Raw genomic sequence first — 12,085 nt, forward strand, 5'->3', positions numbered from 1 at the left:
GGCGCATCCTCGGATGCGCCTTTCTTCTATCCGGATTCTACCCACGCTCCACGGCTGCTCAAATTGAATTACAGCCGTTTTTGGGGGACGTATGCTGCAGAATATCAGGGACAATTCACAAGGCTGGATTGCCAAAACCATCATCGGGGTCATCGTCGCGCTGCTGGCGTTGACCGGTTTCGATGCCATTTTCAAGGCCACCACCCACAATCAGGACGCGGCCAAGGTCAACGGCGAGGAAATCACTCAGAACGAGTTGAGCCAGGCCGTCGACATGCAACGCCGTCAGTTGATGCAACAGTTGGGCAAAGACTTCGATGCCTCACTGCTGGATGAGAAGATGCTGCGTGAAGCCGCTCTGAAAGGGCTGATCGATCGCAAGCTGTTGCTGCAAGGGGCGAAGGATTCCAAGTTCGCGTTTTCCGAAGGTGCCCTGGATCAAGTGATCCTGCAGACACCTGAATTCCAGGTGGACGGCAAATTCAGCCCCGAGCGTTTCGACCAAGTCATCCGTCAACTGGGTTACACCCGTCTGCAATTCCGCCAGATGCTGGCTCAGGAAATGCTGATCGGCCAGGTACGTGCCGGTCTTGCCGGCAGCGGTTTTGTGACCGACGCCCAGGTGCTGGCCTTCGCTCGTCTGGAAAAGCAGACCCGGGATTTCGCTTCCCTGACCATCAAGGCCGATCCGGCGGCAGTCAAGCTGACCGACGAAGAGGTCAAGGCCTACTACGATCAGCACGCCAAGGAGTTCATGACTCCTGACCAGGTGGTCATCGATTACATCGAGTTGAAGAAGGCCGCGTTCTTCGACCAGGTCAGCGTCAAGGACGAAGACCTGCAAGCGCTGTATCAGAAAGAAATCGCCAACCTGTCCGAGCAACGTCGTGCCGCGCACATCCTGATCGAAGTCAACGACAAGGTGAACGAGGCCCAGGCCAAGGCCAAGATCGAGGAGATCCAGGCTCGTCTGGCCAAGGGTGAAAGCTTCGAGGCGCTGGCCAAGGAGTTCTCCCAGGATCCAGGTTCGGCCAGTAACGGCGGTGACCTGGGCTTCGCCGGCCCGGGTGTTTACGACCCGATCTTCGAAAAAGCGCTGTACGCGCTGAACAAGGATCAGGTGTCGGCGCCGGTGCGTACCGGCTTCGGTTTCCACTTGATCAAGCTGCTGGGCATTGAGGCACCGCAAGTGCCGAGCTTCGCCAGCCTCAAGGACAAGCTGACCCGCGAACTGAAAACCCAGCAGGTCGAGCAGCGTTTCGTCGAGGCCACCAAGCAGCTTGAAGATTCGTCGTTCGAGGCTTCCGATCTGGCACAGCCGGCTCAGGATCTGAAACTGACTGTTCACACCTCCGCGCCGTTCGGCCGTGAGGGCGGTGACGGCATCGCCGCCAACCGTAACGTGGTGCAGGCCGCGTTCAGCACCGAGGTTCTCGATGAGGGTGCCAACAGCACCGCAATCGAACTGGATCCTGAAACCGTCGTGGTGCTGCGTGTCAAAGAGCATCACAAGCCTGAGCAACTGCCGCTGGAAGGTGTCGCTACCGCCATTCGTGCGCAATTGGCCAAGGAGCACGCCAGTGCTGCGGCCAAGACCAAGGCTGAAGAACTGATCGCCAGCTTGCGTGATGGCAAGACCGCGCTGAACAAGCCGGTGGACGGTCAGAACTGGAAGGTCATGCAAGCCGTGACTCGTGCCCAGGACGGTGTCGATCCGACCGTACTGCAGGCGCTGTTCCGCATGAGCAAGCCTGAGTCCAAGGACAAGCCGTCCTTCACCAGCGTGACGCTGCCCAACGGCAACCTGCTGGTGCTGCAACTCAACAGCGTCAACGAAGCCGCCGCGCCGACCGAGGAAGAGAAGGTTCAATACCGTCGCTTCCTGGCCTCGCGAATCGGCCAGCAGGATTTCTCTGCTTATCGCAAGCAGTTGGAAAACCAGGCGGACATCAAGCGTTACTGATGCCTGATCCGCAGTGTTGAAAGGACCCCGGCCATCATGCCGGGGTTTTTTTTGGCCCGGATAAACCTCAGGTGCAGGCGGTTTTCCAGCGCTTGCGGGCATGCAGATAGGCCGCCTGATCGTTGTAACCCAGCTGCAGCGCGATCTGCGCTCGAGATTCGCCTTGCAGTTCCAGATGCATTTCCAGCTCGGCGCGGGTCTGGTCCAGCAGTTGGCGAAAACTCAGCCCTTGTTCCTCCAGGCGTCGCCGTAGCGTGCGCGGGCTTTGATGCAGATGAGCACAGAGGCCTTCCAGGGTCGGTGACTGGCCTGCCATCAATGCCTGGCGACAGGCTGCCGCCACTCTGGCAGCCCAGCCGCTGTGCCGTTGGTGCAGGGCCACCCGCCGATCCAGCTCTTGGCTCAGCAGTTCGAGCATGCCGGTGTGGCGGGTCTGTAGCGGCAGTTGCAGGCTTTGCGGGGTGAAATAGAAGCGGTTGGCCGGGCAGTCGAACTCGATCCGGTCGCCGAACCAATGCCGGTATTGCGCGTGATAAGCCGGGCGCGAATGGCTGAAGCAGGCCAGCACCGGCTGAAGCGCAGTACCGGTCCCTCGCCGCAGTTGAGTGATGGCCATGACGCCATAGTGCTCGATCAGGTAGCGGCTCAATTCCACCGAGGTGTCGATATGGATTTCAACGCCGGAACCCTGGGCATCCGTCATCCATTGCACGCGGTCGGTATCCGAGCCCAACGGCGCAAAGCGTACCCAGAACGCCATGGCCGCGGCGACATCCGGGCAATAGAGGCTGGCGTGGGCGATCACGTGCCAGTCCTGGGGCGTGAAGCGCTCGAACAGTTTCAGGCCGATGGCCGGTTCCAGCGCCGCCGCGGCGCGCCATAGTTGCTCCAGGTGCAGCAGATTGTAGTCATGCTGAGTGGCAGCGCTCTGGTCATCGAGAAAGCGTTGCAGGACTTCGCCGACGCGCCCGCGGTGGAAGCGTGGGGTCACCCGGTTGGCCGGATCTCGCTGGATTCTGTCCATTTCGCGCATAGAGAGGGCCGCCTTGCTGATCTCTAATGGTTGGGCGTTGCCCATAAGCACAAGAGCGAGAATGCCATGAACCACGATCTGCTGGCCAACCACCCGCTGTTGATCGTTTCGGCGATCTTTGGGTTTTTCGTCCTCCTGGAAATAGCCTGTTCGACTTTTCGCCAACCCCGTGGCCAGCGCCGCGATGTGTTGATCGAGGCGGTGGGCTCAAGCCTGTTGCTCGGCGTGACCTTTCCCCTGGTGATGTGGGCCAGTGGGGCGCTTATGGGCCTGGCACTGCCGCAAGCCAAGGGCATGCTGGCGCAGACGCCCTGGGTGCTGGGCCTGTTGTTGTTCCTGGTCTTCGATGACATGACCCAGTACTGGTGGCACCGCCTGACCCATCGCCTGCCGGCGCTGTATGCCCTGCACCGCGCCCACCATTCGGCGCCCTACATGAGCATTCGCATCGTCTACCGCAACAACAGTTTCTATTACCTGTTGATGCCCGGGATCTGGTTCTCCGGGGTGCTGATCTACCTGGGGCTGGCGCCGGTCTATTACGTTTACCTGGTGCTCAAGATGACGGTGATCTTTGCCGCACACAGCAGCGTGGCCTGGGACGACAAGTTGTACCGCATCGGTTTTCTACGGCCGCTGATGTGGCTGGTGGAGCGGGTATTTTCGACTCCGTCGACCCATTCGGCCCACCACGGCCTGAGTGCCGAGGATGGCGTGACCCACTACAAGGGCAACTTCGGCAATTTGCTGTTCCTCTGGGATGTGCTGTTTGGCACCGCGAAGATCACTCGACGCCGGCCCGCTGCATTCGGTATCGAGCACCTGGCGCCGGTGAGCTGGAAGGAGGAGCTGTTCTGGCCGTTGGTACGCAGCCGCAAAGCCCGCTCCGCGGCGCCCCCCGAGGTGGACGCTGCCTTGCCGGCTGGCTCTGCGGCAGAAGGCTAGGCCTGACATGTCGCGGTGTCGCGAGTACCGCGGTCGCCAGTGCTCGGGGCCGGGTCAGCGACGGGCGGGAAAACCCTGCTGCCGAGCGTGCACCGCTACCATCAGGCTGATCAGTAACAGGGCGGCAATCACCCAGGGGAAAGTCGCCACCCCCGGTCCTTGCAGCAGCAAGGCGCCACCCAGGCCGCCGCCGGCAATCGCCAGGTTCCATAGGGTGACCAGCATCGACTGCGCGGTGTCCGCGTGCTCGCCTGCAGCCTTGGCCAATGCGGTTTGCAACAGGGTGGCCATGCCGCCGAAGGACAGCCCCCAGATAGCGGTCGCTGCGTAGATCGCCATTGGCCAGTTATCCAGCAGACCCAGCATCAGGGTCGAGCCGATGAACAGCAGGCAACCGAGCAGCACCAGCTCACGCAGCCAGCGGTCGATCAGCAGGCCCACCAGCCAGATGCTCAGCAATGCAGCCAGGCCGAATACCAGCAATACCTGCTCGATCTGCCCGCCAAGCCCGGCCGGCTGAAGAAAGGGCGCGATATAGGTGTAGAGAATGTTGTGCCCCAGCACATAGGCAAAGGTCACGAACAGTACCGACCGGATCCCCGGCAAGGCCAGGACCCGGCCCAGCGACAGACGCTTCTGCGCGCGCAGCCCGGGGAAGTCCGGCACCTGAGCCAGCACCCAGCCGATCAGTCCCAGGGTCAGGAGGGTCATGACGGCAAAGCTCATGCGCCAGCCCAGCAGGCCGCCCAGCCAGGTCCCGGCAGGCATGCCCACCGACAAGGCCAGCGGCGCGCCGAGCATGGCCAGGGTAATCGCCCGGCCCTGCAGGTGTGGCGCCACCATGCGGCTGGCGTAGCCTGCCAGCAATGCCCACAGCAGGCCTGCGAAGACTCCGGCGCACAAGCGTGCCAGCAGAATCAGGCGGTAGTCGGTGGAGAGTGCGGTAACGCTGTTGACCAGGGCAAAGCCGCCGATGGCGATCAACAGCAGCGGGCGCCGCCGCCAGCCCTGGGTGAGGAGAATCAGTGGAATGGCTGCCAGCAGCGACCCCAAGGCGTAGACGGTTACCCATTGGCCGATCAGTGCCGCCGAGACGCCCAGGTCGGCACTTATCTGCGGCAGCAGGCCGGCAGGCAGGGTCTCGGTCATCAAGGTGATGAACCCGGCAGTCGCCAGGGCCAGCAGACCGCCAACAGGCAGGCGATCGCTGGGTTCGGCAGGCACTTGCAACAGCTCGCAGGCATTGACGGTATTGCTCATGTGGAGGCCCCGATAGGTTGGCTTGAAAGAGAGGGGCCTAGCCTAGAGCGCTGTGCATGGCGGAAAAATAGGCTAAGGTTCCGAACTTATCGGACATAGAAGTCCTTAGTTTCGAGGGGGCGCTGTGGATTGGCTCGGCAGTATTCCGGTGTTTATGCAGGTGGCGGAAACCCGCAGTTTCACAGAGGCGGGGCGTCTTCTTGGGGTGTCTTCCTCGGCGGTCGGCAAAAGCATCGCGCGTCTGGAGGAGCGTCTTAAGACCCGTCTGTTTCATCGCACCACTCGCAGTATCAGCCTGACCACCGAAGGTGCCGGTTTTCTCGAGCGCTGCCGCAGGATCGCTGCCGAGGTCGAGGCCGCCGAGTTCCAGCTGTGTGACTCTTCCAGCGCGCCGGTGGGCAAGTTGCGAATCAGTGCACCGCAGGTCCACGGCCTGTTGATGCCGGTGCTGGCGGAGTTCATGCAGCGTTACCCGCAGATCGAGCTGGACGTCGACCTCTGCGATCGCATGGTGGATGTGGTGGAGGAGGGCTTCGATCTGGTGGTACGTACCGGCCACCCCAAGGACTCGCGGCTCCTGGCTCGCCAACTCGGGCGCTTTCGCATGCTGCTGGTGGGCAGCCCCGGGTACTTTCAGCGGTACGGGGTGCCGCAAACCCCGCAGGAGCTGCGTGAGCATGCTTGTCTGCGGCACACCTTTCATCACACCGGCAAACTCGAAGCCTGGCCGTTCAAGGCCCAGGCCAACTCGCCGGAACCGGATCTGCCGACCCGTTTGACCAGCAGCTCCATCGAGGCGGTGGAGCACGCTGCGCACAGTGGGCTGGGAGTTGCCTGCCTGCCCGATTTCATGGTGCAGGCGGCAGTGCAGCGTGGCGAGTTGCAAACCGTGCTCGACGACTATCTGGAGCACAACGGCGTCTTCTGGGTGCTGTGGCCGTCGAGCCGGCATGCAGCGGCCAAGGTGCGGGTGCTGATCGAGCACTTGAGCGAACGACTTTTTCCGGCAAACAGCGGTCAGTAGACTTGTATGAAATTTAAGACACCAATTACCTGCGCTGCGCGGCATTGATCTGTTGCACAATACGCCCCGGAGCGTTTTCCTCAGGATTTTCGATGTTTAGATCATTTCATCTGCGCACGGCGGCCGGCTTGTTGCTGTTGTCCGCGATCGCCGGTTGTTCCTCGCACAAGACCGCTATCTATGAGCATGAAAGCTTCGATGATTCCGGCACCTTCTCGCGCAATTATCCGGTGAGCGACGCCGCCTCCTGCGAGGCCGCGCGCCGGGCGCTGCTCAGCCAGGGCTACATCATCACCAGCAATGATCCGAAGCTGGTCAGCGGTCACAAGAGCTTCCAGCAAACCGGCGAGACTCACCTGGAAATCAGCTTCAACGTGGTCTGCGCCCGGGACGGCAGCGGCGACCAGCGCTCGACGGTGTTCGCCAACGCCCTGCAGGACCGCTATGCACTGAAGAAGGTCAACAACTCGGCCAGCCTTGGCGTGGGGGTGCTGGGCTCGGTCTCGATGCCGATCGGCTCCACCGATGATTCGATGGTCAAGGTGGCCAGCGAGACGGTGTCCTCGGCCAAGTTCTATGAGCGCTACTTCGCCCTGGTGGAACTGTTCCTGCCGCCGGAGGCCAAGAAGGCCGCCCATATCGAAGAGAAACCCAAGGCCGACCTCGGGGTTCCCGAGAGCAAGCCCGAGCCGCAGGCCAAGCCGGAACCCAAGCCGGAGCCCAAGGCATCGCTGCCGCAGGCCGAGCCTGCACCATTGGCGGCGCCGGCTCCCGTTGCTGAGCCGGAGCCTGCCGTCTCGCAACCGCTGGCGCCGCCAGCCGAGGCCGCGCCGATCGTGCCGGCCCCCAGCAGTGAGCCCGCGCCCGTCAGCGAAACCATCACGCCGCCACCGGCCAGCCACTTGCCGCCGCCGAGCGAGCCGATTCCGGCCCTGCCGAGCAGCGGGCACTAAGACACCTGCGCCGAGGTCGGGTCGACGCGTTCAACGTCGATCCGATAACGGCTCAAGGTATCGCTGATCTGGCTGTAAGAAATCTCCCGTCATTGACCAGGGCTTTCAACGCTGCCAAGGCAGTGAACTGTCGGCGGCCATTTCGAAAAAATGCTCGCAGTTTTTCCCAGGTTAGTGGATGGGCCGCAACCGTCGGCAACAACCGGAGGCTGAATTGCTCATGGGCTGTTACGTTTTCATTGCAGAAATCCTGACCTGGGGGGTAGTATTTTTTCTGTCATCCCGGCACTTTATGCTGGTGCCGACGGTCAATGGTCACAGAGCTATTCAATCAACCGAGAAAGGAGTCCGCGATGGACGAATACCAAGAGGAACTGCTGGAGTATCAAGCTTTCGAGCTCGATCCCCTGGAACCCGCAGAAGACGCCACCGAGCTGTAACGCCGGTGGCGTTTTTTTTAGCCGAACTGTCGATGGCAGCGGCGAAACTCCCCAGGCGTCTGGCCATTCCAGCGCTTGAACGCCCGCTGAAACGCCTCGGCTGAGGCAAAGCCCAGCAGATAGGCAATCTCGCCGAACGCCAGTTCGGTATCGCGAATGTAGGTCATGGCCAGGTCGCGCCGGGTGTCATTGAGAATGGCCCGGAACTGCGTCCCTTCTTCCGCCAGCTTGCGCCGCAACGTCCAGGTCGGCAGCTTCAGGCGCATCGCCACTTCTTCCAGGTCGGGCTCACGGCCACCATTGAGCAAAGGTCCCAGCAATTGAATGATGCGCTCGCGCAGGCTGCGAGTGCGGGTCAGTTGTTCCAGCTCCCTTTCGCACAACTGCAGCAGATGCCGCCAGGTGCTCGGACAGTGTTCCGGATTGCGCAGGGCCAGGCTGGCCTGGCTCAGGCGCAGTTGGTTCTGTTCGGCGGCGAACTGGATGGGCGTGGGGCCGAGGATGGCGTAGGCGTCGTGGTAGTCCGGGCGCTCGAACTCGATGTCGATCTGCTCGGCCAGCAGGGTCTGACCGCAGAGGCTGGACAGCTGTTGCAGCCACCCGGAGATGATCGAGTCGACCACGAAGCGGTTGTAGGCGTTGTATGGGCTGATGGAGTAGAAGCGCAGCCAGGCGCCGCCGGCATCTTCGTGAAAGCTCGACTGACCGCGATAGTTGGAACCGTACAGCGCTTCGAAGCGAGTCAGGCAACGGGCCGCTTCACGCACGGTTGGGGCTTGGGCGGCAGTGACGCCGGCCAGGCCGAGCTGGCTCAGCCGACTCAGACGGCCCATGCGCAGACCCAGGGCCGGGTCGCCGGTGAGCTGGATCGCGCCGTGGCCCAGGCGCATGTAGCGGGGGATCGACAGGCGTGCTCCGGCTTCGGCCAGTCGGGCCGGATCCAGTGCATATTGTTCGAGCAAGGGGGTTGGGTCCTGGCCGTGGCTGCGGACCGCGTCCGCCAGGCTGTGGACAAAGCCCACCGACAGGTCCCCCAGGCGCATTGGCGTGGTCTTCATGCTTTACAGCCAGAGGTTCAGCAAGCGGGCGCCCGTTGTGCCCTGATCGGCGAACGTCTGGCCGTGGCTATTGATGAAGCTCTGGCCGCTGCTGCGCTGGTCCCAGAACTGGCCACGCAGGAAGACGCTGACGCCGGCGCTGGCCAGGCTGCTGGGCGGGCGTGCGGTGAGGGTCAGGCGATGCCAGGCTTCGCCTTCGCTGGTTTCCTCCGGCTTGAGGCTGACCTCGCTGGGGGTGGTGATGCTCTTGAAGCCGCGCCAGGGTCGCTCCCAGCCATCGCGGCCCATGACAAAGGCCGGGACCGCGACCAGTTGTGCGCCCTGGTCATTGAGCTGGCGATAGTTGTCCGGGTACCAGCTGTCGCTGCCGATCAGCACACCCAGGCGCCCGGCGGGAGTGTCGACGACTTGTACCCCCTGTTTGGCATCGCCCCGCACATAGCCGCTTTCGGCATGGGTGGGATAGAGCTGGCGCTGGGGTTGGCCGATGGGCAGGCCGTCGCTGCCGAACACCAGGCTGCTGTTGTACAGGGCGCCGCTACCGATCTGCAGGTTGCCCTGGCTGACGCTGGGCTCGGGCAGAATGATCGAGCCGGCCACCAGGGTCACCTGGAACTCCCTGGCCAGGCCGCCGAACAGCAACTGGTACTCCTTGGCCATCTTCTTCGCCTTCATGCGCAGGTGCGCATCGTCCAGGCGGCTGGTTCCCTTGGCCGTGATCAGTGCCTTGAGGAACGGCAGTGGATTGCTCACCGCCAGCCAGTTCATTGCTTCTTTCAAGGACACGGCCTGGTACAGCTCGTTCTTTTCGCCGCTGACCATCAGCCAGGTGCCGATGTGTTCCGGCAGCACCACGATGGTCTTGGCATTCACCAGACCCTTGTCCCGGGCCTGTTGCAGGTAGGCGGCGAGCTTGCGGTGCAGGCGCTCGGGGCTCTGGTAATCGGTGGGGAACAGCTCCGGCTGGATCGCCAGCAGGTTGCCGTGATCGGCAGGGACGCCCTGGTCCACGGCCAGTTCGATGCGCAGGTCCGACAGGTAATGCGCCCCCGGCCGGTCGTGGGTCCAGAGTGCATAACGGGTGATGACGGCAAGCACGGCCAGGGACAAGGTGAAGTAAAGAAGTTTGCGCATGGGAAAACAGTCGGCGGCCGTGTGCAGGATTCGCCGACTAGGGTAGGGCCCGTGCTGGCACTTGCCAAGGGGCGCTGCGCGTTTGGATCAATAAGTTGTCAGTTACGGTCATTGAGCGTCGGGTGCGGTGCTCTTAGTCTGTGCAGCACTACTGATGGAGGCCGCAGAGCTTCCGCATTTTCCCGTGATTGCCCGATCTGGAGAGACACCATGGCTGGAGCACCTTACCCGCATTTGCTGGCCCCCCTCGACCTGGGTTTCACCACCCTGCGCAACCGCACCCTGATGGGCTCCATGCACACCGGTCTGGAAGAGAAGCCCGGCGGCTTCGAGCGCATGGCGGCGTATTTTGCCGAGCGCGCCCGGGGCGGCGTGGGCCTGATGGTCACCGGCGGCATCGGTCCCAACGATGAGGGCGGGGTGTACTCCGGCGCGGCCAAGCTGACCACCGAAGAAGAGGCGCTCAAGCACCAGATCGTGACCCGCGCGGTACACGAGGCCGGCGGCAAGATCTGCATGCAGATCCTCCACGCCGGGCGCTATGCCTACAGCCCCAAGCAGGTGGCGCCCAGCGCGATCCAGGCGCCGATCAACCCGTTCAAGCCCAAGGAGCTGGACGAGGAAGGCATCGAGAAGCAGATCCGCGATTTCGTCACCTGCTCGACCCTGGCCCAGAAGGCCGAGTACGACGGCGTCGAGATCATGGGCTCGGAAGGGTATTTCATTAACCAGTTCCTCGCCGCCCACACCAACCACCGCACCGACCGCTGGGGCGGCAGCTATGAAAACCGCATGCGCCTGCCGGTGGAGATCGTCCGCCGGGTGCGTGAAGCGGTGGGTCCGAACTTCATCATCATCTTCCGCCTGTCGATGCTCGACCTGGTGGAAGGCGGCAGCACCTGGGAAGAGATCGTGCAACTGGCCCAGGCCATCGAGGCGGCTGGCGCGACCCTCATCAACACCGGGATCGGCTGGCACGAAGCGCGGATCCCGACCATCGCCACCAAGGTGCCGCGGGCCGCGTTCAGCAAGGTCACGGCCAAGCTGCGGGGTTCGGTGAGCATTCCGCTGATCACCACCAACCGCATCAACACCCCGGAAGTCGCCGAGCAGATCCTCGCCGAGGGCGATGCCGACATGGTGTCCATGGCCCGGCCATTCCTGGCCGATCCGGATTTCGTCAACAAGGCCGCTGAAGGCCGTGCCGACGAAATCAATACCTGCATCGGCTGCAACCAGGCCTGCCTGGACCACACCTTCGGCGGCAAGCTCACCAGTTGCCTGGTCAACCCCCGCGCGTGCCACGAGACCGAGCTCAACTACCTGCCGGTCAAGCAGATCAAGAAGATTGCCGTGGTCGGTGCCGGCCCGGCGGGCCTGTCCGCCGCCACCGTGGCCGCCGAGCGTGGTCATCAGGTGACCCTGTTCGACTCCGCCAGCGAGATCGGCGGCCAGTTCAACATCGCCAAGCGGGTGCCGGGCAAGGAAGAGTTCTACGAAACCCTGCGCTACTTCAAGCGCAAGCTGCAGACCACCCATGTCGAGCTGTGCCTCAACACTCGGGTGGATGTGGAGCAACTGGTGGCTGGCGGTTTCGATGAGATCATCCTGGCTACCGGTATCGCCCCGCGCTTGCCGGCGATCCCTGGCGTGGAGCACCCCAAGGTCCTCAGCTACCTGGACGTGCTGCTGGAGCGCAAGCCGGTGGGCAAGAGCGTGGCGGTGATCGGGGCGGGTGGCATCGGCTTCGATGTTTCCGAGTTCCTGGTGCACCAGGGCGTGGCCACCAGCCAGGACCGCGAAGCGTTCTGGAAGGAGTGGGGCATCGATACCCAGCTCCAGGCCCGCGGCGGCGTGGCCGGAATCAAGGCTGAGCCCCATGCGCCGGCGCGTCAGGTGTTCCTGTTGCAGCGCAAGAAATCCAAGGTCGGCGACGGCCTGGGCAAGACCACCGGCTGGATTCACCGCACCGGGCTGAAGAACAAGCAGGTGCAGATGCTCAACAGTGTCGAGTACCTGAAGATCGACGATGCCGGCCTGCATATCCGCATCGGCGAAGCGGGTGAGCCCCAGGTGCTGGCGGTGGACAACATCGTCATCTGTGCCGGTCAGGACCCGCTGCGCGAGCTGCAGGATGGTCTGGTAGCGGCGGGGCAGAACGTGCACCTGATCGGCGGTGCCGATGTGGCCGCCGAACTGGACGCCAAGCGCGCCATCAACCAGGGCTCGCGCCTGGCCGCCGAGCTGTAACGGCCTGCCGTCCTGTAGCCGCTGC

The 12,085-nt window shown here is 63.0% G+C and carries 9 protein-coding genes; 5 read left to right on the forward strand and 4 right to left on the reverse strand.

Annotation, left to right across the window (positions count from 1 at the left end):
* Positions 1–91: 91 nt before the first annotated feature.
* Positions 92–1,963: a SurA N-terminal domain-containing protein gene (locus GGI48_RS25955; protein ID WP_016965859.1), complete on the forward strand. Its 1,872-nt coding sequence runs from the start codon at positions 92–94 to the stop codon at positions 1,961–1,963.
* A 67-nt stretch (positions 1,964–2,030) separates the two neighbouring features.
* On the opposite strand, the gene GGI48_RS25960 is transcribed toward GGI48_RS25955, so the two are convergent.
* Positions 2,031–2,996, reverse strand: coding sequence for an AraC family transcriptional regulator ligand-binding domain-containing protein (locus GGI48_RS25960; protein ID WP_047305354.1), 966 nt, complete (start codon positions 2,994–2,996; stop codon positions 2,031–2,033).
* 66 nt (positions 2,997–3,062) lie between these two features.
* Between GGI48_RS25960 and GGI48_RS25965 the strand changes: the two genes are divergently transcribed.
* Positions 3,063–3,941: a sterol desaturase family protein gene (locus GGI48_RS25965; protein WP_179600689.1), complete on the forward strand. Its 879-nt coding sequence runs from the start codon at positions 3,063–3,065 to the stop codon at positions 3,939–3,941.
* A gap of 54 nt (positions 3,942–3,995) precedes the next feature.
* On the opposite strand, the gene GGI48_RS25970 is transcribed toward GGI48_RS25965, so the two are convergent.
* Positions 3,996–5,201: an MFS transporter gene (locus tag GGI48_RS25970; protein WP_179600691.1), complete on the reverse strand. Its 1,206-nt coding sequence runs from the start codon at positions 5,199–5,201 to the stop codon at positions 3,996–3,998.
* A 124-nt stretch (positions 5,202–5,325) separates the two neighbouring features.
* Here GGI48_RS25970 and GGI48_RS25975 point away from each other — a divergent pair, with 124 nt between their 5' ends.
* The gene (locus GGI48_RS25975) at positions 5,326–6,225 is read left to right on the forward strand and encodes a LysR family transcriptional regulator (protein WP_179600693.1); all 900 of its coding nucleotides are present in this window, start codon (positions 5,326–5,328) and stop codon (positions 6,223–6,225) included.
* A gap of 92 nt (positions 6,226–6,317) precedes the next feature.
* Entirely contained in the window at positions 6,318–7,178 is an 861-nt protein-coding gene (locus GGI48_RS25980) for a DUF2242 domain-containing protein (protein ID WP_179600695.1), read from the forward strand.
* Positions 7,179–7,635: 457 nt separating this feature from the next.
* Here GGI48_RS25980 and GGI48_RS25985 read toward each other — a convergent pair whose 3' ends face one another.
* Together GGI48_RS25985 and GGI48_RS25990 are read right to left on the reverse strand one after the other, a co-directional pair.
* Entirely contained in the window at positions 7,636–8,676 is a 1,041-nt protein-coding gene (locus GGI48_RS25985; RefSeq protein WP_047305349.1) for an AraC family transcriptional regulator, read from the reverse strand.
* A 3-nt stretch (positions 8,677–8,679) separates the two neighbouring features.
* Positions 8,680–9,810, reverse strand: a complete 1,131-nt coding sequence (locus GGI48_RS25990; RefSeq protein WP_179600697.1) for a carbon-nitrogen hydrolase family protein — start codon at positions 9,808–9,810, stop codon at positions 8,680–8,682.
* A gap of 210 nt (positions 9,811–10,020) precedes the next feature.
* Between GGI48_RS25990 and GGI48_RS25995 the strand changes: the two genes are divergently transcribed.
* Positions 10,021–12,060, forward strand: a complete 2,040-nt coding sequence (locus GGI48_RS25995) for an NADPH-dependent 2,4-dienoyl-CoA reductase (protein ID WP_179600699.1) — start codon at positions 10,021–10,023, stop codon at positions 12,058–12,060.
* Positions 12,061–12,085 lie beyond the last annotated feature (25 nt).

Origin of the sequence: Pseudomonas protegens (genome assembly GCF_013407925.2) — a bacterium.
GTDB lineage: Bacteria > Pseudomonadota > Gammaproteobacteria > Pseudomonadales > Pseudomonadaceae > Aquipseudomonas > Aquipseudomonas fluorescens_AP.